The sequence below is a fragment of the Martinezella sp. CNPSo 3795 genome, from assembly GCF_057784475.1.
In genome coordinates this window covers 162227-180688 of the sequence record NZ_JBXSOQ010000011.1, presented here as the reverse complement: position 1 = coordinate 180688, position 18462 = coordinate 162227, and the positions used below count along the sequence as shown (strand labels likewise).

Genomic DNA, 18462 nt, shown 5'->3' with positions numbered 1-18462 from the left:
AATGACCAGTTTGCTTGCCGCAATCCGGGCCGCCGTGCGTCCCGGATCGGCCGACCTATCCCTGGAAGGGGACGAACCGGATGCAACCGCATCCATTTCCGAAGCGCCGCCAGCGGCGGCAACAACCGAAGAGGGTCAGATGTCTGATACTCCGAATGCGGCCGCCGCAGCCATTGCTGTTGCCGCCGATGCTGCGGCCATCGCCAACGCTACTGCCGCAGGCAGAGCCGAAGGCGCCAAGGCCGCCAATGAACGCCTCGGCGCCATCCTTGGAGCCGAAGGCATCAAGGGCGATGGCAAGCGCATGAGCGCGGCGCTCGATCTCGCCATGGGATCGCCGGACATGGCCGCCGAGGCCGTCACAGCCTTCGTCACGGCGAATGTCGCCGCGACAACGGTGACCGAGCCGAACAAGCAGCAGGCCTATGACAGTCGCCGCCAGGCGGCTGCTCCAATGGCAGCGCCTGCGGCCGCAGCTCCGACCGAACAGAAAAACCAACTCAGCGCTCAGTCGATCTATGACAAGCGCCGTGCCGACCTGAAGGGAGCATGATCATGGAGACCTTTATCGAAAAGGCTCGTTCCCTTGCCTTCATCCTCTCGGAAGGCAATGGCTACATCTCGCGTGAGAGCATCGTCATCAAGTCCGGTTCTGGCAAGCTTGAAGCCGGCACTGTTCTCGGGAAGGTGGCCTATGGCGCTGCAACCGCCGCCGCAAAGGCTGGTGGCAATACCGGCAATGGCACGATTAGCGCGGTGACCGTGCTCGATGGCGCCAAGGTCGGCATCTACAAGCTGCGCTTCACCGCCGCCACCGCATGGACGCTGACCGATCCGGACGGCTTCGCCCTCCCGGACGGTGTCAATGGCGTGGCGAACGCCAACGATATCGGCTTCACCACGACGGCCGGCGGGACTGCCTTTGTCGCCGGTGATGGCTTCGATATCACCGTCGCCGCCGGTACCGGTAAATATGTTCCGTCTCCGGCCACGGCCGCCGATGGTTCGCAGGTTGCGGTAGCCATCCTCGGCTATGGCGTTGATGCCACCTCGGAAGATGTCGAGGTCGTGGCCGTCACCAACGACGCCGAAGTGAAGAACCCGATGCTCATCTTCGACGCCACCGTCAACGATGACACCAAACGCAACACCAAGCTGACGCAGCTTCGCGCCGTCGGCATCAAGGCACGCTAAGGAGAACGCCCATGCCTGCACCCAATGTCCATACCGGCGATCCCTTCAGCCTTGAAACGCTGACGGCCGCCGTCAACCAGGAGCATTATCGTCCTGGCCAGGTCTCCAAGAGTGGCCTCTTCGAGGAAGATGGTGTTCCGACGACCATAATTTCCGTCGAACTTCGTGATGGTCAGCTTGCGCTCGTAGAGCCGTCTGCCCGTGGCGGCGATGGCGAGACGACTGGCGACGATACCCGCAAGAAAATCCCTTTCGAAATCGATCACTATCAGCGCAACGACAGCGTGCTTGCTGACGAAGTGCAGGGTGTTCGCGAGTTCGGCACGGAAAACATGCCGGAAGATCTGCAGGGGCGCGTCGTTCGAAAGGCGCAGCGCCACGCCTCCGACCTGACCATGACGCTCGAACACCAGCGCGTCGGCGGCATTAAAGGTATCGTCACGTCGAAATCGGGCAAGGTGCTGCACGATCTTTACAACGTCTTCGGCATTGCCGTGCCGGCGCCGGTCAGCCTCCACCTCGATGTCGACACGACACCTGTTCCCTCGCTCTTCCAGGATGTCGTCTATGGCGTCGAAGATGCACTCGATGAACCATATACAGGCATCCGCGTCTTCACCGGCAGGGATTTTCACAAGGCTCTATGGAACCATAAATCGGTCCGCGAACAGTTCGTGATCAATTCCGGTGCTGTCGTTCTTCGATCGGACGTTCCGGACGTCTTCACATTCGGCGGAGCGACTTGGGAGCGCTACAAGACGGGCGCGAAAGCGACGTCGGATCTTGGTGCGCCGTACATCGCCGCCGATGAGGGCCGTCTTGTCGTCGAAGGTGTTCCTGGCCTCTTCCTCACCAGGTTCGGACCAGCGGATTACAACGAGACCGTCAATACGCGCGGCCTTCCGTTCTACTCCCGCATGATCGAGAAGCGGAATGGCAAGGGTTATGACCTCGAAGTGCAGATGAATTCGATTTCGCTCTGCACACGACCGCAGGTCCTGCGCAAGCTGACGCTCGCCTGAATAAACATCGTCAACAAGCTAAATAAAAGAAGCCGGTGACATTCCGGCTTCTCGTTTTCCGACGCTCATTCGCGTGGGCATCTGGAAACGAGAAGGAGCTGACCATGGCAAAGAAGACAATCTTCATCGCATTCGCGCACGGCGGCATTCTTCCCGCTGCTATAATCGGTGAGAAAAAAGACTTTAAAGTGCCGGCGCATACACCGGTACCGGTTCCGGCTGATTATGGCCAGCATCTGATTGACGACAAGTTCGCTTACGATGCGACAGAAATGGCCGAGGCCATCATTGAAAAGCGACTAGCAGAGCGCAAGGCCACAGCAGCGGCAGAAGACGCCAAACGCAAGGCTGATGCTGATGCCGCCAACCAGGCGCGCATCGCCACGGAGAAGGCTGCAGCAGATCAAGCGCGGTTGGCGGCCGAACAGAAAAAGGCTTCCGATCTCGCAGCAGCGCAAAAGGCGGTGGATGACGCCAATGCCAAACTCGCTGCTGCTGCCGACGATGCCGCAAAAGCTGATGCGCAGACCGAACTCACCAAGGCCGAAGAAGCCCTTGCCGTCTTGCAGGCCTAATCATGAATTGGTCGTCTGCCTTAGGCAATCTGGAGACGATGTGCGCCGATACCTTCGACGTGACGCCATGTCGTTTCCGCGGCAGGGCGGTCAGCCAGTCCGTCAATCATAAGCCGCGGGATGATCCGGACCGACCTGCTTTCGACTTCATGGGCACCGTCGAGCTGGAGCCGCCGAGCACAAAGATCTGGCGGCATTTGTCTCCCGATCCGGGCCTTCGCGGCGATCGCAGCGATACGGTCTCCTATGATGCCGTACTGACGGCGCATAGCGGCAATTGGCCTTGGCAGCCGCAGCGCGAAGATTTCGTCGAAGCGGATGGCGTTGTCTGGAAGGTTGCGGCGATCGGCCAGGATGGCACGGTCCGACCTGCCTATTTTCTCGTGAGGGCCTGATATGCTGAGTGCGGAAGCGCTGCGATTGATCGCGATCGAGGTGCTGTGCCCGACCGCCTCGCAACCGAATGGACCCTTTCCGACGCTTGCTGGCAGGCTTGTTTATGATAGCCGTGCAGCGCCGCTTGAAGACCTTCGCCAAGACGCGCCTTACACGCCGGTCCTATCGCTGTACACGCCGGAGAGCGGCGTCAAGTTGCGCGGTGATCACGCAGCAGCCTGGGACACCGAGGCTGACGCATGGCTCGATATCGTTGCGGAACTGGCGGTAAAAGCCTCCGAGAATGGTGTCGATTTCGTCGATGCAATGGCTGGCGATGATCCGGAAGCGCGTCTGGTATTGGCGGCGCTGTGCGCTCAGGTGCGCAGGCTTCTTGAGCGCAGTCAGGCTGGCCTCGCCTGGCGTCGCCTTGTCCGCTCTATCGAAGAGACCGAGTACAAGACAATGGCAGTCCCGGATTTCGGTTTGCGATGGCATCGCGTCACGATCCGTATGCATTGTTCCATCCGTGATGACGATCTCAGTATGGATCAGGGTGGCCTGCCGGAACCGATCAAGTCCGTTTACGAGGCGCTGCCAGATGGCTCTTACGCCAAGGAAAAGCTTGCCGCGCTCGCGGCCCACTTCGTGGCCGAGCCATTGCCGGCGCTAACTGAAATCAGCGGCACCATCGGATCGGTTGAGGCCGGTTTGAAAAATCTCTCTCCCTAAAATCGGAGCCTGTCATGCCTGACGACATTTACGTGCCGCGCGACGGTGCGCGCCTTCCTGTTCTGTGGCCCGAGGAGGGCAGGGCGGTCAATCCGCTCAACCATTTCGAGCAGCGCCTCATCCTCGAAGGCGATCTCGTCCTGAAACCCGAAACACCGTCCGCCAGCCAGAAGAAGGGCCAGGGCGTCGATACCGGAGGTGACCAGCCATGACCTCGAATATTCCCGCCAACCTGACGGCGCCGCTGATGGCCTTCGACGTGACAAGCGGCGGTGCTTTCGAGAGCGAAAACCGTCTTATCCTTCTCGGTCACGGCTTGGCCGCAGGAGCGCTCGCCGCCGGCGCTATCGCAGCATGCGGCTCGTCGATGGATGTTCGCATTCTCGCCGGCGTCGGCTCGCAGCTTGAGGCGATGTTCCTGATCGCTCGCCTCAATGCTCCGGCGCAAGAGATCTGGATCGGGCGTGTCGACGATACTGGTACCGCCGAGCAGCGCACCATTACGGTCGGCGCGGTACCTGCCGCAGGAGGTCAGGGCGTTCTGCAGATCGCGGGCGAGAGCATTTCGCTACAGATCAATGCTGGCGACACAGCAAATGCTGTTGCAGCCGCTCTCGCAGCCGCCATCAATGGCTACTACAATCCGCTGACGAAGGTCTCCCTTCCGTTCACGGCGACCGCTGCGACCAATGTCGTGACCCTGACGGCGCGCCACAAGGGCGCTTATGCGACCGGGATCGATGTCTATATCCCCGTGCTCGATACGGTGAACGCCTTCACTGGGCTGCTGACCTTCGCCACCAGCGTAGCCGGCGCCGGCGTTCCGAGCGTCGCCAATGTTCTTGCCGCCATGAACGATGATCCTTTCGAGATGATTGCCTCCGCCTTCGGCGATGCAGCCAATCTCACTCTGCTGGACGCGTTCCTTAACACCGTCTCGGGCCGCTGGTCCTATGCACAGCAGCTATATGGCCATGCCTTTTATCCGGCGACGGATACCTCGTCTAACCTCATCACGAAGGCGCTCAGCAAGGACACCTGGCACCTGACGATGATCCCGCGCTTCTCCGCCGGCGGCTTCGCCGAACCGGATTATCTCTGGGTTGCGGCATTCACGGCCCGCATCGCTCCTTGGTCGGGCGGCGGCGCCAACGGCGATGTGTCGCGCAACCAGACCGGCCTTGTCGTCCAGGGCCTGTCCGCACCGCGTGACCGGAACTATTGGATGGACTACGCGACGCGCGACACGATGCTGAAAAATGGTGTTTCGACGTGGAAGGTGGATCGCAGCGGCAATGTGATGATCGACAAGATCATCACCCAGCAGCAGACGACCAATGGCGCGCCGGACACGACTTTCCGCGATGTCCAGAAGATCTATCAGCTCACCTATGCGCTAAAGAAATTCAGGGCCGATCTCGCGGCAGAGCATTCGAACAAGGCGATTGCCGACAGCAATCCCGACAATCTGCCGTCGATCTCGACCGTCAAAGACATCAAGGCGACGCTGTTCCATAGCTATCAGCAGATGTCCGGCGTGCTCGAAAATTCGGAAGCCGCGCTCGCCGCAATGGTTGTCACGCGCGATAGAGACAACGCTGACCGCGTGAACATCTCGCTGTCGCTCGATTTCGTCAACCCGCTCGACATCTTTGCGGGTCTTGCCACCGCTTACAGCCAGTTTGCTGCCGCCTAAGGCGGGCCAACAAAGGAGACACCATCCATGTCAGGTCAAGATTTCGGCGGCATCATCACCGTGCGCCTGTCGACCGGTGTGACATTGCCCTTGCGCGCCACGCTCAACATTAACGTGTCCCGCATCTCCGTCCAGGCCGAGACGAACGATGACGGGTCCATTGATCGCACTGGTACGAATAAGCCGGCAACAGCTGAGATCAGCTTCGCTGATCGCGGGCTCGACTACGATGCTCTGATGCGTTCACCGAGGTTCAATGTGACCTTCATCGAAGACTTTTCCGGTGTGACGCATTACTTCACCGACGCGTTCTTTACCGGTGAACCCCAACAGAATCGCAAGACCGGTGAAGTCACCGGTCTCACAATCAATGCCCCTAAATATAACAGGACCAATAGTTGATGTCGCGCGAGCCTGTTAAACTCTCGAGGACGTACACTGCGCACGACAAGGCCTTTAAGGAGGTCATTTTGCGCAAGCCCACGTACGTCGAAATCTTCGTGGAAGGCCTCGGGCGCCCTCAGGAATGGCAGCGCGCCAGCGACGGCTCTATGGTGATGGTCTCGTATCCCTCCGTTGTGGATGCCTATCTCCAGCGGATTATTGTTGAGCCTGGTTACGACTGCATCATGCAGCTTGAGCCGCTCGATGCCCTGAAGCTGGAGCGAGCCGTCTGCGATTTTTTTTGGGATACGACGGCATCGAAGACGCCGTCGACATCCTCGTCTTCCGGCTCGGATGGTCCGCGACGCAGATCGAAAGCCTGACGCTCCCGCAGTTGGCCTTTTGGCTTGCGCGGGCTGGTAGCTTTTTCAAGAAGCAGAGTTCCTGATGTTTTCCGATCTTCGGATTGACGATCGCGACCTGGTACGGTTGCGTCGGGCTCTTGAGCGCGTTCCAGGCGAGATCAAGTCCAAGGCCATGGCGCGCGCCATGCGTCGCATGACGCAGATGGCGCGGCCACGCATCGTCGAGCGCAATGCCAAGCATGTGAAGCTTCCGAAAGAGATCGTCGCCAAATTGACGACGGCCGCTTTCAACGCCGGCGGTAACACATCGAGGGTCGTCGTCGAGTCCGGCTGGATACCGTTGCAGCGTCTCGGCGCGGTGCAGAATGCGCAGGGGGTCTACGTCAATCTGCGCGGATCCTACAAGCACGCCTTCATCGCCATGATGAAGAGTGGGCACGTCGGGGTGTTCCAGCGTATCCCCGGTACGCGCATGGGAAGCAATCCGAAGCGCGAGCAGATCCGCGAGCTTTTCGGGCCGAACCCGGCGCACGCCATCACGAACAACCCAGACGTCTATCTCGATGTTCTGGCCGAACTCATCGAAACTTCGCTCTTGCCCCGTTACGTGCATGAGCTGGAATTCATCCTCTCGAAACTGGGGCGCTGATCCGTGGCAAATCGCAAGATCCGTGCCGAGCTGGATATCGACGGCAAGGACAATACCTCGCCGGCCTTTCGCTCGGTTGCCACGCGCATCGGGGGTGTCGAAAAGCAGATCGCCGGCTTCAACCGGGTTGCCAAGGACCTCGGCAAGACGACGGCGGAAGTCAATCGCCGCCTGCGCGATATCGAGAAGTCGTCGCAACAGGTTACGCGCCGGACAAGCGCGATGGCGGGTGCGACGCGTGAGGCGTTCGGTACCGTTGCCCGCTATGCAGCACCAGCGATTGTCGCGGCCGGCGCCAAGAAGGCGCTGGTCGATTTCGCCGCGGTCGAGCGCGAGATGAACCGCATCGGCATCACGGCCGAGGCGACGGGCGAGGAAACCACAGCTGCCTTCACGCAGTTGCAGACCATGTCGAAGAGCATGGCCTTGCCCATCGACAAGGCAATCACCGCTCTGGACACGCTCGTATCGTCGGGCATGAACCTGAAGGACGCGATGTCTTTCCTTCCGTCGGTTCTCGCGACAGCCCAGGCCTCTGGCGCCGCGACGGAAGATATCGCCAATACAGCGTTGAAAGCCTCGTCGGCCCTGAAGATCCAGGCCGGCGATATGCAGCATGCCTTCGATATCATGGTGACGGGCGGCAAGGCCGGCCAGTTCGAATTGAAGGACATGGCGATGTATATCCCGGATCTGGCGAATTCCTTCGCCTCTCTGGGCTATACAGGCGAAAGCGGCCTAAAGCGACTGATCGCCATCCTCCAGACGGTGCGCGAGGATACTGGCAATGCCGCCGACGCGGCCGTCTATGTCCAGAACATCTTCGGCAAGATGAACTCGCAGGAGACGGTCAAGAATTTCAAGAAGATGGGCGTCGATCTCAATAAGGAGATGGAGAAGGCCAAGAAGAATGGCGAGGATGTTATCTCAGCCTTCACGCGGCTGTCCATCCAGGCGACCAAAGGCGACCTTTCCAAGCTGCCATTGCTGTTCAACGACCAGCAGATGCGGCTCGGCATGCAGTCCCTGATGACCAGCGCCGACAGCATGGAGCGGTTCCTGAAGGCGGTAAATGGCGATAAAGTCGATGGAACTGTGTTTCGCGATCTCAATCGCGTCCTCGGCGATACCCAGGCTTCGGTCGACCGGCTGCAGAGCAGCTGGGACAAGATGTGGAACAGCGCCGGCAAGGCAATTGCCGGGCCTGCCGTGCCGGTTATGAATGCGATTTCGAACGATCTCGACTACGGAACGGCGTTGCGTGAGGGGCTGACGAAACAGGGCAAAGGCTATTGGGCACGCGAGACGTGGATTGCTGCCCATTTGCCATTTGGTGGAGCGTCGCAAAGCGACGAGGCGGACGATATCGCCAAAGGTGCCGGCTATAGCGATCCGGAATTTCTGGAGCGATATAACAAGCGGCGGTACGAGCGTGGGGTCAACAAGCCTTCGGTCGGTCGACAAGGCATGCCGATCGTCGTTCCAAGCCGAGCTGGTCCGGATCTTCATCGTGACGGCATGCAGTATTCGACCGTCCCGGAGCCGCCGCCGGTCAAAGCTCCGCCAAGCGCTTTTAGTAGCTGGCGCGGCACACTCGAAAATTTCTTCCGCGTCCCATCCCGGCGAGATTGGAAGAATGCTCTAAGTATCGATGTCCCGCAGATGCGCGGCTCGGCGCTTGGGCCTGGTGAGCATCCGTCCAAGGATGAGTTGCCCATCAAGGTTGATACTGGTGATTTCAAGCAGACGGCCGATGAGGCCGGCAAAGCAGTTGCCGATGGCGGTAAACAGGCGAGCGATTCTATCAAGGATAGCGCATCGGCATTCCGGGTTGCCGGCATGGATGTCGGGGCCGCAATCTCGCGCGCGGCTGCCGATCTCTCGGCCGCTGCGAGGGTCTTCAACACTGGCGTGGCCGCCGCGCCTGCCGCAAGCCGGACTGGACGCGTCAACGCGGATACCGGCAAGAGCAACACCTTCGCAGCCGCACCGCCGGGAGGAAATACCGGCGGCAATGGAGGCTTATGATGGCAACACGCGATTGGCGAAAAACCCTGCAGCCGGCGAGCTTTCGCGGTGTGCCTTTTCTCGTCGACGGTGAGGATCTGAGCGGCGGTCGTCGGCTCGCGAAACATACCTATGCCGGCGGGGAGGTTACCCTGCCGGAAGATATGGGCAAGGCCGTCGAGAGCTTCGATGTCACCGGCTACCTGCTTGGTGATGACGCTGATCTCAAGGCCAAGGCCATTCAAGCGGCTTGCAGCGTGCCTGGTCCGGGGATGCTCATCATGCCGATGGATGGTGGCATGATGGCTCATGCGGAGGGGTTTCGTCGTACGCGCCAAAGGGATCGAATCTATTACATCCGCTTCGACGTGACATTCGTTCCCGATGGCGCATTGCCGGTCGCGGCCCTATCGATTGGCGATATCTCCGCCGTAGTGGCGGCCGGAATTTCCTTAGCTGCCTCCGGCTTTTCGCGCTTGTTCTAAAGGTATTTTCGATGGCTGCGAATAAAGACACGATCCTGTCGTGGCTGGCGGACCTGTGTGCGGCCATCGTCACGGATGCGGACGATCTCGCCGACACGGCTGATCGCATCGTTGCGGCGACTAACCTCGATGTTGATGCTTTCGCGCTGGAAGTGCTGGACATCACGCGGGTGATCGCGGAGAGCGTGACGGACGCAACCGGCTTCGACATGATCATCATCCCGGACACGGTTTCTGCGGGTGATACGTTCGACGCGATGACCATTCTTGTCGCGCTTGGTCTCTCGATCGCAGCGGGCCGGGTCAGCTGGCGGTCGCGGCCGCAGGCGCGGAAGGCACGCAGCCGGATATCGGCGGCCGGTGATGCCGGTCTGGCCGTGGCGTCTGCCATGGGCGGCGATGGAGCTGATCTTTATTCCTGGCTTGCGTCGATCGTCGAGGTTGCCTGCCGTCTCGTTTCCGATCTTGCCGCCAATGCGGTTCCGATCGTTCGCATCCAGACCGGGATTTCCCTGCCGTCGACGGTTCTGGCCTATCAGCTCTATGGCGATGCCACCCGTGCAGGCGACCTGGTCGATATTGCCGGCTCGGCGACGCCGCTCGTCATGCCAACTGCGTTTGATGCTCTGGCTTCCTGAGACTGCAAATGTTTGAAACTGTCATTATCGAGGGGCTGCCGCCTCACAAGGAAGTAACGATCAAACTGTCTGCTGAAGAGGCTGCACGAACCGCCACCGTCGATGTTATCCCGGAGGGTGTTGGCGTTCCGGTGGCGCCGGATCAGGCTACCAAAATCACGGCGACCGGAGACCTGGTGCTGACGGGCTACGTTCGGGATGTCGAGCCATCACATGACGCCGATAGCCGGTCCCTTTCTATCTCCATCGTCTCGCGCACAGTGGATGCGGTCGAGTGCTCGGCTGATCACAAGACTGGCGAGATCATGGATAATGACCTGGCAGGCATTGCACGCGAACTCGACGACAATGGTATTGGCATCGAGGATGATGGCAGCTTGCCAATTGAGCCGAGGCATAAGCTGCGGGTGGGAGAAAGTCTCTTTCATTCGATCGAGCGCCGCGCCCGCGGTCGCGGCGTCCTGATCTACGACACGCCCAAGGGAAAGCTGAAGCTTGCGACTAAGCCGGAAGGAACGCATAGCGGCCGCCTCATCTTCGGCGTGAACATCAAGAAGGCCAGTTCGCATCTGACGGGTCGCCATCGCTATTCCGAGGTGAAGGTCCGTGGCCAGTCGAGCGATGGCGTCGGCAAGCAACAACTCCGCGCAGAGGCGAGGGTGAAGGACAAAGGTGTCTCACGGCGCCGCGTCCTGATCCTGCGCCACGAAGGTGAAACAACCACGGATCGCATGAAGAAGCGCGCAGGGTGGCATTCGAAGCGTGGTGCCGGGAACGGAACGACTGCTTCGATTACAGTAACCGGGTGGCGCGATGCGGCAGGAAAGATCTGGTCGCCGAACTGGCTGGTACAGGTTTCTGATCCATGGATAGGAATTGACGGGTTAATGCTCATCAAGGGTGTGACCCTGCATCAGGGCGACGACGGCACAACGTCAGTTCTCGAACTTTGCGACCCTCGAGCGCTGGGTGGCGAGAACCCTCGCGGAAAGTCGGCGAAAGTCTATTCGGCGCCGCTCGCCAACGATGTGGACTTCGAAGAACAATGACAATTGATCGTATCCAGCTGGATGGCTCTCTAACCGAGCGTCGTGGGCAGCAGTTTCTGAGTGGCCGCTCGCTGTATAACGATGCCTACACCAAGATCGCCCGCATCGAGCCGCACGGCTTCATGTCTAACCCGCCGGCCGGATCGATAGGCCTGTTGTTTTCAGCCAATGGCTCCGCAGACCAGGCATATATTCTGGGTGGAGAACACCCTCAACATCGGCCGACCGGCCTCCCGGTCGGCGCTTCCGCCATCTACGATATGTGGGGCGGTATCGTGAAGCTGATAACGCCTGGACTTGTCATCGATGTCGGCAGCCGGACGGCGACGCTGACAGCGAACGGTGGTTGGACCATCAACGGGCCAGTGACCATCAATGGTGATGTCACCCTCAACGGCAATCTCAGCGCGACCGGGTCGATCACCGACGGTGATGGCGACGGTGGAGCGTGATCGAGACATTTGAATGCGCGGGCGACTGCGCGGCGATCGTGTGCGGACGCGTGCAAGGATACCGCGTGACAGAGGCAGACTCGCCGAAGGGGAAACCGGGCGCTTCGACGGTCGCGCAACGGTCCCCAGAGTTTCGATGAATTGGGCGATCGCTCGCGCCCGATCACGGTAACGAATGAGCGACATCAAGGAGAAGACGCATGAGCGCACCCGTTGTAAGAGCCAAGTTCACTTGCACTGGAAAACAGGACAATACCGTTTTCCTCCACACGGTTTATTCCGAGGATATTCAGTCCGAGGATGGCCGCTTCACCAAGGCGACGCCATGGGGCGAATTGCGGATGCTGGTCGATAATCCCGACGCAGCAATCGTGTTTGTGCCGGGTCGGTCATACAATCTCGATTTCACGCCGGCTGACTGATCATGCTCAAAATCATCCCGGTCGAGGATGTCGACGATCCATATCGCGCGCCGGATCTCGGCTGGGATGGTGAAGTTGGCGACCTCATCATCAATTCCACAACGCATCCCGACGCGCCCGGAGATTTCCGGTCGGAGCAGGGGCTTGCGACGGCGGTCCTGATCTATCTGATGACGGATCGCCGGGTCGATGCGAGCGAGCTGCGCGATGGCGATGAAAATCGCGGCTGGATCGGCGACAGTTTCGACATGGGGCCGGGTGAGCAGCCGCTCGGCTCCCGGCTCTGGCTGCTTCGGCGATCGGCAATTTATGACGGGATCGAAGTCAAGTTAGAGGCTTACGTTCGCGAAGCCTTGCAGCCACTGCTCACGGTCCAGGTTGTCGCACATATCGATGTCGCCGTGACTGTCGACCGGCCCGGCAACCGGGTCTCCTATCAAGTTTCGCTCTATGGGCGGGACGGCGCGAAAATCTACGACAATAAATTCGAACTTCTCTGGGATCAGATCAATGGCGTGGAATATCCGCTCTCTGACTGAGGTTTCCGCGCGCATTCGCGGCGCATTCCGGCAATATCTGCCCGGGACCGACACCGCGCTTCCGAACAATTTCGTGACGATCATCGGCAAGGTGCTTGCCGGCCTGATGCACGAAGCCGAGCTGCGCATTGCTTATCTCGTCAGGCAGATGTTCATCACGTCGGCGACGGGCAAGTGGCTGGAGCTGCTGTGTTCTGATGTCGGTATCTTTCGAAAGCCGGCAGCTGCCGCCTCCGGGATTATTGGCGGCGCTGGAGCGGCGCTCGTCACTTATCCGGCTGGTGTGAGGTTCATCTCCGGCAATGTAACATACTTGTCGACCGCTCCTGCAACTGCTGCGGCTGATGGCACCCTGGTGCTCTCGATCACATCGGAGACGAAGGGATCAAACGCAAACCGCGAAGGCGACGGTCTGCTGTCGCTTGCCGATCCGGTGCTTTACCCTGATCTCGGTACGAGCTGGACGATCACATCAGCCGGGATCGGTGGGGGTGCGGATATCGAGCTGGATGATAGTCTTCGTGCACGAGGCCTGCAGAGAAAGCGCAATCCGCCAGGCGGCGGCACCTTGACGGACTATGAGCGTATCGTGCTTGCCGTTCCGGGTGTCAAGGCGGCCTGGGCTTTTCGAGGCACGCTGTCGCCGGGAACGCTGTTCGTCTTTTTCCTTTTCGAGGGGCGCCCGAACTACATTCCTCTGTCAGCAGACGTAGCTGCGGTACAGGACGAGGTCGATGCCAAGCGATTGATCCGTGTTGATGATAGCGTTGTTGTCGCTCCCACGGCAGCGCCGATCGACATCACCATCGATGGCCTGTCCGCTGACACGCCGGAGATCCGTGCCGGGATTGCCGCAGCGATTTCGGCCATGTTCCTCGCCAGGTGCCGCCCTGGCATTGTCGGCAACACGTTTACTGTTTCGCGGTCGTGGATCGATGAAGCGATTTCCGGGGTTTCGGGCGAAGATCGTCATGTATTGGCGGAGCCTTCAAGCGACCCTATCATGACCAACGGACAGTTTCCTACCTTGGGGACGATCACCTATGGCGCGTGATCCGGCTCTCAATACGGTCACGTCGCTCCCGTCAAATGCCGATGACGTGGTCGCTGTTACGGCACCCTTTGATGCGCTGGCTAACCCGACCAATGACGACCTGATCGGCGCGGCGTTAGCGATGCTACCGCAAGGGCCTGCATGGGGATCGCCGGACGGTCAGGCCGTATCGCTCGTCAGTAACACAGCCAGCCTGATGCGTGTGCTGCTCGACAGCTTTCAGTGGTTCTATCAGAGGATCTGGAAGCTGGCGCGTAACGCGAGCGTTCAGGGTGTCGACGAGCTTCTGCCAGAATGGGAGGCAGAATACGGCCTGCCCGACAATTGCGTGACGGGCGAGACCAGCGTGGCGGAGCGGCTTCGTGCGCTGGCGGCCAAGGTCAACAGCCAGGCCGTCATCACACCTGGCGACTTTATTCGTGTCGCAGCCGCTTATGGTTTTGAGATCACGATAGAAGAGCCCGCTATCTTTGAATGTGGTTTCTCGGAGTGCGGTGGCGAACACACAGTCGGCGACGCCAGACAGGAATGTTACTGGATCGTCCAGGTCAGCAATCTGGCGGTCGATTACTTTACTTGCGGAGAATCGGAATGCGGCCTCGATCCGCTCTTCGACCTCGGCGACGGCGAGCGCTTGCTCTGCATTCTGCGCCGCCTAGCGCCTGCCTGGACAGAGCCGGTTCTCGTTCTCATCGAGCATCTCACCGATAGCGCTGGAAACCGGCTCACGGACAGCGCTGGCAATCATCTCATTGTTAAAACCTATTGAGGGTGTCCCATGCTTTACTACCAGCCTTACGGGTCTGAAGATCCGGATGCCTCTTATGTCGACCGCAATTCACCAGGCGCTGTCAGCGGCTCGCGCGTGCCAGCCAAAGCCATCGAAATGCCGCAACGCGAGCTGGTCGATGTCATTCAGAAATCTGGCCTGGACCCGGCCGACCAAAGGCAGCTAGCGCAGGCAATCCAATCTCAGGGGATGAATGCTGCGATTGCTGGTGGTAGCGCCAATCAATTGAATGCTACCCTGACCCCGGCTCCCGCCGCGCTTTCGTTTGGGCTTCCGATCGTGCTGCTGATCGCCACTCCCAACGATGGGCCAGCGACACTCAACCTGAATGGCCTTGGAGCCAAGCCGATCGTCAACATTTACGGTTTTGCGTTAAGCGGCGGAGAGCTGAATGGCCTCGTTCGGTTTGTGTACGACGGGGCGGCGTGGTGGGCCGGTGTTGCCGAAGCGCGGTTGGCGGCAAATACGACTTACTATGTGAACGCCGCAGGCGGCAACGATGCCAACTCTGGTCTGAGCCCGGCCGCAGCGTTTGCAACGATCCAGCGTGCGATCGATGTTGTCAGCAGGATCAATTTGAACGGTTTCGCGGTCACAATCAGTGTCGCTGATGGCACTTATCCGGGTATCGTTTCGAAACCGCTGACAGGCTCTGGCACGGTTAGGATTACCGGCAACCTCGCTAGTCCTCAAAATGTCCAGGTAAATGGAATAGCCGGGAAGAATGGTATTTTTATTACCGACGCAGGCTACATGGTCGAAGGCATGTCGCCGCTTGGCAGCGGCGCAGGTGTTCACAATATTGCTGTCGGCAGTGCGACTTGTACAGTCGGAACGATGTATCATCGGGCGTCACCGACGGGAGCCGCGCACATGTTCTCTGGCGTTCGTGGTGGCATTAGCCTGACTGGCACTCATTATATTGCCGGAATTGCGCCAGCTGGCCACCTGTTTGCATCTGGTGGTGGATCGATTCAGAGCGCAGTCGCATCGCCGCCGACCATGAATTTCGTTGCTGTGGTCAATATGCCGGTTGGTCTCGTCATCGCAGGCGATTGCTCCTCAATTGCTGCGGTCTATTCCTCGTTTGTCAATCCCGGCAACGCGACGGGCGTGAAGTTTGCAGCCAAGGCCAACGGCGTCATCAACGTGAATGGCGCAGGCGACAATTATTATCCTGGCGCCATCGCCGGGACCAAGTCTGATGGCGGCGTCGTCGTCTGATCGCGGGCTTTCTGTCGGAGGAAAATCATCCACCCTAGCCCAGCAACCATCTTCTCAGAGAGTTTTCAATGGATCGCATCCTTGCTGAGTATCTGGGCGAGCCTGGCCCGGATAAGCCGCCGCTGAAAGCTGCCATCATCTCATTGGGCCTAGCATCATCAGATCAGGGTGAGCTTGCCGAAACGGCGATCCAGCCGGGAGATACCGTTGACGGCCTTGCGGATGGTGTCATCAAAAAACTGCTGACCGCCAGCGAGCGCTCCAAGCTTGCGGGCATTCAGGATGGGGCAACCGCCAATGCTACGGATGCGCAGTTGCGCGACCGATCGACGCATACCGGCTCGCAGGCGATATCCACGGTTACGGGCCTGCAAGGTGCGCTAGATGCCAAGGTGAACACAAGCCTGATTGGCGCGGCAAACGGTGTTGTTCCATTGGATGCGACGTCGAAGATCTCAGCGATCTTCCTGCCGTCCTATGTCGACGATGTTATCGAGGTGGCCAATTTTGCAGCCCTTCCGGCGACGGGCGAAACCGGCAAGATCTATGTCACTCTTGATGCCAATCTCGAATATCGATGGTCCGGCAGCACCTATGTGCAACTCGTAGCATCGCCAGGCTCTACGGATGCTGTCCCGGAGGGGTCTGTCAATCAGTATTTTACCGCGTCGCGTGTTCGAGCGGTAGTTTTGGCTGGTCTCAGCGTGGTCACGAATGCAGCGATCACGGCTGCGGATTCTATCCTGAGTGCTTTCGGAAAATTGCAGGCGCAGATTACCGCATTGTCTACCGGCAAGCTCGATGTCGGCGCGAATGCGGTATCCGCCACGAAACTTGCTACGGCGCGAACTATCAATGGCGTATCTTTCGACGGTACCGGCAACATCACGGTCGTCGATAGTACGAAAGAGCCGGCAATCGCAGCCGGAACGTCATCGCAATACTGGAATGGCGCAAAAGCCTTCACCGACTTTGGCGCATCGGTTCGCGCGGCTGTTCTGTCGGGCCTAGATCTCACGACTAGCACGGCAATCGTTGCTGCCGATAGCGTGTTGGTCGCGCTAGGCAAGCTGCAGGCGCAGATCAGTTTACGTGCGCCGTTAGCCTCGCCCCCTTTCACCGGGTCACCGACGGCGCCAACCGCTACCGCCGGCACAAGCAGCACGCAGATTGCCACCACCGAATTTGTCGCCACCGCCCTTGGGGGCTTTGGCATCATAGTCGCTGATAGGGCCGCTCTGAAGGCGTTGAGCACCGCGATCTATAAGGTCGCCCTCATCCGCGAGAACGGCCGGGAAGGTGTGTTTACGTGGGAGACCGGCAATTATACAGCTCTAGCCGCGGCTGATACGCTTGAGGGTGTTTGTGTCAAAGCAACGGGAGTGGCGATCACGGTCGGCGCGTGGGTACGTGTATTTGACGGTGATGTCGAGGTTCGGTGGTTCGGTGCCCTTGCAACGGGTGCGACAGGTGATGCCGCAGCCATCCAGTGTGCGATGCGCGTATCCGCCGCCTTGGGCGGCGGCGTGGTGCGCCTTATGCGTGGTGTCCACGGGCTGGAGGCTACCCTTACCCATATCGATGGCGTCTTCCTTATTGGGCAAGGCATGGGTGTTTCGGAGCTGCGTGGGCTCGGGAACTATGCCATTTACACCGCAAACGGTACGAGTTCATCGGTGTTCACGAAGGGTGGCCTTTCTCACGCTACGATCCGCGCCAATGGTCTTGGAAACAGCCTGAATGTCGGGTTGCAGATTGCATGGTGTAACCGCTTGCAGTTCCATCATCTCCGATATTTTGGCTGTTACATTTGCTTCGACTTCTCGAATGTTTGGCAGGTAGAAGCCTATTATCTCAATGGCGATGGAGCTGGCGCTGATCAGAACGCAATCGGCTTCTACGGTCGTGAAGTCGATCCCACCAACCAGAACAATGCAGTCATTGCGCATGGCTGCATGTTCCAGAATGTGTCGACGACCGGGTATCGGTTGATCAATTTCAATGGATCGAAATTTACGTCCTGCGAGGTTGCAGGCTCGGGCGGCAAGGGTTGGCATCTCGGCAATCCGACCAGCGGCACAGAAATGATCCGCTGGGGCCATTTCGCAAACTGCTTGGCTGATACCTGCTCCGATAGTTTGCTGGTCATAGAAAGAGCCACAGCTACCGCCGCGAAGCAGATCCAATTCAACGGCTTCTGGTGCGGTACCTCGACAGCCCAAAACGGCGTTCACATCAAGAACTCAAGTCTTGTGCAGATGGGCGGTCTCTTGATCACCTCGGTCAACAAGACTGCGATACTGCTCGAAGGCTGTTCGCGCGTCAGCATAAATAACGGATGCATCGATACCTACGATGCCGACAATTCAGGAGATGTCGGGATTATTCTTACCGACAGCACGCATTGCATCATCAATGGAATGCAGGTCTTTGGAAATGGCACATCAGCCAGGTCGATCGGGGAGGGTGGAACGTCGAACTACAACGTCATCACCAACAACGACATGGAGGGCGGCGGCACGTTCGTCGGCGCCAACACGGTCGTGAAGGGTAATTCCGGCATTATCACCCGCAACGCCGGGCTCGCCACGGTTCCGACGAGTGGGTCATCCGTAACCGTAACCCATAATCTGGCAAGAGCGCCGGTCAGCGGAGAGATCCAGGTGACGCCCGCCTTCAACAATACCCCGCAAGGCATTTCCGACTTTTGGGTCGACACGCTGACCGCGACGACATTCACCCTGCGGGTCAATACCAACCCGGCGAATGCGCTCGGCTTTCATTGGTCAGGCGACGTCTCCCGCGGATGA

The 18462-nt window shown here is 59.3% G+C and carries 22 protein-coding genes; all 22 read left to right on the top strand.

Annotated features, from left to right (window positions below; translation table 11 throughout):
- Position 1: 1 nt before the first annotated feature.
- The 22 genes from AC13QY_RS25710 (at position 2) to AC13QY_RS25605 (ending at position 18462) form a co-directional block, all read left to right on the top strand.
- Complete coding sequence (locus tag AC13QY_RS25710; protein ID WP_488494171.1) at positions 2-553, top strand: hypothetical protein; 552 nt, start codon at positions 2-4, stop codon at positions 551-553.
- 2 nt (positions 554-555) lie between these two features.
- Complete coding sequence (locus tag AC13QY_RS25705; RefSeq protein ID WP_488494170.1) at positions 556-1194, top strand: head decoration protein; 639 nt, start codon at positions 556-558, stop codon at positions 1192-1194.
- A gap of 11 nt (positions 1195-1205) precedes the next feature.
- Positions 1206-2216 carry a major capsid protein gene (locus AC13QY_RS25700; RefSeq protein ID WP_488494169.1) on the top strand — a complete coding sequence of 337 codons (1011 nt, stop codon included), beginning with the start codon at positions 1206-1208 and terminating at the stop codon, positions 2214-2216.
- Between the two features lie 104 nt (positions 2217-2320).
- A complete protein-coding gene (locus tag AC13QY_RS25695; RefSeq protein WP_488494168.1) occupies positions 2321-2791 on the top strand; it encodes a hypothetical protein in 471 nt (156 codons plus the stop codon).
- A 2-nt stretch (positions 2792-2793) separates the two neighbouring features.
- Positions 2794-3186: a hypothetical protein gene (locus tag AC13QY_RS25690; RefSeq protein WP_488494167.1), complete on the top strand. Its 393-nt coding sequence runs from the start codon at positions 2794-2796 to the stop codon at positions 3184-3186.
- A gap of 1 nt (position 3187) precedes the next feature.
- Positions 3188-3898, top strand: coding sequence for a hypothetical protein (locus AC13QY_RS25685; RefSeq protein WP_488494166.1), 711 nt, complete (start codon positions 3188-3190; stop codon positions 3896-3898).
- Between the two features lie 14 nt (positions 3899-3912).
- Positions 3913-4110, top strand: a complete 198-nt coding sequence (locus AC13QY_RS25680) for a hypothetical protein (RefSeq protein ID WP_488494165.1) — start codon at positions 3913-3915, stop codon at positions 4108-4110.
- Positions 4107-5594 carry a phage tail sheath subtilisin-like domain-containing protein gene (locus AC13QY_RS25675; RefSeq protein WP_488494164.1) on the top strand — a complete coding sequence of 496 codons (1488 nt, stop codon included), beginning with the start codon at positions 4107-4109 and terminating at the stop codon, positions 5592-5594. Before AC13QY_RS25680 ends, AC13QY_RS25675 begins: the two co-directional genes overlap by 4 nt.
- 27 nt (positions 5595-5621) lie before the next feature.
- Complete coding sequence (locus tag AC13QY_RS25670) at positions 5622-5996, top strand: phage tail tube protein (RefSeq protein ID WP_488494163.1); 375 nt, start codon at positions 5622-5624, stop codon at positions 5994-5996.
- Positions 5997-6064: 68 nt separating this feature from the next.
- On the top strand, positions 6065-6361 hold the full coding sequence (locus AC13QY_RS25665) for a hypothetical protein (RefSeq protein WP_488494162.1): 297 nt from the start codon (positions 6065-6067) through the stop codon (positions 6359-6361).
- A 64-nt stretch (positions 6362-6425) separates the two neighbouring features.
- A complete protein-coding gene (locus AC13QY_RS25660) occupies positions 6426-6992 on the top strand; it encodes a hypothetical protein (RefSeq protein ID WP_488494161.1) in 567 nt (188 codons plus the stop codon).
- A gap of 3 nt (positions 6993-6995) precedes the next feature.
- On the top strand, positions 6996-9020 hold the full coding sequence (locus AC13QY_RS25655) for a phage tail tape measure protein (protein ID WP_488494160.1): 2025 nt from the start codon (positions 6996-6998) through the stop codon (positions 9018-9020).
- Positions 9020-9484 (top strand): DNA circularization N-terminal domain-containing protein, encoded by a 465-nt coding sequence (locus AC13QY_RS25650; RefSeq protein ID WP_488494159.1) that lies wholly within the window; start codon positions 9020-9022, stop codon positions 9482-9484. Before AC13QY_RS25655 ends, AC13QY_RS25650 begins: the two co-directional genes overlap by 1 nt.
- 11 nt (positions 9485-9495) lie before the next feature.
- On the top strand, positions 9496-10122 hold the full coding sequence (locus AC13QY_RS25645; RefSeq protein WP_488494158.1) for a hypothetical protein: 627 nt from the start codon (positions 9496-9498) through the stop codon (positions 10120-10122).
- An 8-nt stretch (positions 10123-10130) separates the two neighbouring features.
- A complete protein-coding gene (locus AC13QY_RS25640) occupies positions 10131-11171 on the top strand; it encodes a phage baseplate assembly protein (protein WP_488494157.1) in 1041 nt (346 codons plus the stop codon).
- Positions 11168-11623, top strand: coding sequence for a phage baseplate assembly protein domain-containing protein (locus tag AC13QY_RS25635; RefSeq protein ID WP_488494156.1), 456 nt, complete (start codon positions 11168-11170; stop codon positions 11621-11623). Before AC13QY_RS25640 ends, AC13QY_RS25635 begins: the two co-directional genes overlap by 4 nt.
- Before the next feature lie 200 nt (positions 11624-11823).
- Complete coding sequence (locus AC13QY_RS25630) at positions 11824-12045, top strand: hypothetical protein (RefSeq protein ID WP_488494155.1); 222 nt, start codon at positions 11824-11826, stop codon at positions 12043-12045.
- A gap of 2 nt (positions 12046-12047) precedes the next feature.
- Positions 12048-12584, top strand: coding sequence for a phage GP46 family protein (locus AC13QY_RS25625; protein ID WP_488494154.1), 537 nt, complete (start codon positions 12048-12050; stop codon positions 12582-12584).
- Positions 12556-13638 (top strand): baseplate J/gp47 family protein, encoded by a 1083-nt coding sequence (locus AC13QY_RS25620; RefSeq protein ID WP_488494153.1) that lies wholly within the window; start codon positions 12556-12558, stop codon positions 13636-13638. Before AC13QY_RS25625 ends, AC13QY_RS25620 begins: the two co-directional genes overlap by 29 nt.
- Positions 13628-14407 carry a putative phage tail protein gene (locus AC13QY_RS25615; RefSeq protein ID WP_488494152.1) on the top strand — a complete coding sequence of 260 codons (780 nt, stop codon included), beginning with the start codon at positions 13628-13630 and terminating at the stop codon, positions 14405-14407. Before AC13QY_RS25620 ends, AC13QY_RS25615 begins: the two co-directional genes overlap by 11 nt.
- Before the next feature lie 9 nt (positions 14408-14416).
- Entirely contained in the window at positions 14417-15652 is a 1236-nt protein-coding gene (locus AC13QY_RS25610; RefSeq protein ID WP_488494151.1) for a hypothetical protein, read from the top strand.
- 68 nt (positions 15653-15720) lie between these two features.
- The gene (locus AC13QY_RS25605; protein ID WP_488494150.1) at positions 15721-18462 is read left to right on the top strand and encodes a right-handed parallel beta-helix repeat-containing protein; all 2742 of its coding nucleotides are present in this window, start codon (positions 15721-15723) and stop codon (positions 18460-18462) included.

What these genes read in the sequence shown, in the direction of transcription:
- AC13QY_RS25645 (WP_488494158.1), top strand. Translation starts at nt 9,496, where the DNA reads ATGGCTGCGAATAAAGACACGATCCTGTCGTGGCTGGCGGACCTGTGT.
- AC13QY_RS25625 (WP_488494154.1), top strand. Translation starts at nt 12,048, where the DNA reads ATGCTCAAAATCATCCCGGTCGAGGATGTCGACGATCCATATCGCGCG.
- AC13QY_RS25630 (WP_488494155.1), top strand. Translation starts at nt 11,824, where the DNA reads ATGAGCGCACCCGTTGTAAGAGCCAAGTTCACTTGCACTGGAAAACAG.
- AC13QY_RS25635 (WP_488494156.1), top strand. Translation starts at nt 11,168, where the DNA reads ATGACAATTGATCGTATCCAGCTGGATGGCTCTCTAACCGAGCGTCGT.
- AC13QY_RS25610 (WP_488494151.1), top strand. Translation starts at nt 14,417, where the DNA reads ATGCTTTACTACCAGCCTTACGGGTCTGAAGATCCGGATGCCTCTTAT.
- AC13QY_RS25700 (WP_488494169.1), top strand. Translation starts at nt 1,206, where the DNA reads ATGCCTGCACCCAATGTCCATACCGGCGATCCCTTCAGCCTTGAAACG.
- AC13QY_RS25710 (WP_488494171.1), top strand. Translation starts at nt 2, where the DNA reads ATGACCAGTTTGCTTGCCGCAATCCGGGCCGCCGTGCGTCCCGGATCG.
- AC13QY_RS25605 (WP_488494150.1), top strand. Translation starts at nt 15,721, where the DNA reads ATGGATCGCATCCTTGCTGAGTATCTGGGCGAGCCTGGCCCGGATAAG.
- AC13QY_RS25675 (WP_488494164.1), top strand. Translation starts at nt 4,107, where the DNA reads ATGACCTCGAATATTCCCGCCAACCTGACGGCGCCGCTGATGGCCTTC.
- AC13QY_RS25680 (WP_488494165.1), top strand. Translation starts at nt 3,913, where the DNA reads ATGCCTGACGACATTTACGTGCCGCGCGACGGTGCGCGCCTTCCTGTT.
- AC13QY_RS25685 (WP_488494166.1), top strand. Translation starts at nt 3,188, where the DNA reads ATGCTGAGTGCGGAAGCGCTGCGATTGATCGCGATCGAGGTGCTGTGC.
- AC13QY_RS25620 (WP_488494153.1), top strand. Translation starts at nt 12,556, where the DNA reads ATGGCGTGGAATATCCGCTCTCTGACTGAGGTTTCCGCGCGCATTCGC.
- AC13QY_RS25690 (WP_488494167.1), top strand. Translation starts at nt 2,794, where the DNA reads ATGAATTGGTCGTCTGCCTTAGGCAATCTGGAGACGATGTGCGCCGAT.
- AC13QY_RS25660 (WP_488494161.1), top strand. Translation starts at nt 6,426, where the DNA reads ATGTTTTCCGATCTTCGGATTGACGATCGCGACCTGGTACGGTTGCGT.
- AC13QY_RS25640 (WP_488494157.1), top strand. Translation starts at nt 10,131, where the DNA reads ATGTTTGAAACTGTCATTATCGAGGGGCTGCCGCCTCACAAGGAAGTA.
- AC13QY_RS25650 (WP_488494159.1), top strand. Translation starts at nt 9,020, where the DNA reads ATGGCAACACGCGATTGGCGAAAAACCCTGCAGCCGGCGAGCTTTCGC.
- AC13QY_RS25615 (WP_488494152.1), top strand. Translation starts at nt 13,628, where the DNA reads ATGGCGCGTGATCCGGCTCTCAATACGGTCACGTCGCTCCCGTCAAAT.
- AC13QY_RS25695 (WP_488494168.1), top strand. Translation starts at nt 2,321, where the DNA reads ATGGCAAAGAAGACAATCTTCATCGCATTCGCGCACGGCGGCATTCTT.
- AC13QY_RS25705 (WP_488494170.1), top strand. Translation starts at nt 556, where the DNA reads ATGGAGACCTTTATCGAAAAGGCTCGTTCCCTTGCCTTCATCCTCTCG.
- AC13QY_RS25670 (WP_488494163.1), top strand. Translation starts at nt 5,622, where the DNA reads ATGTCAGGTCAAGATTTCGGCGGCATCATCACCGTGCGCCTGTCGACC.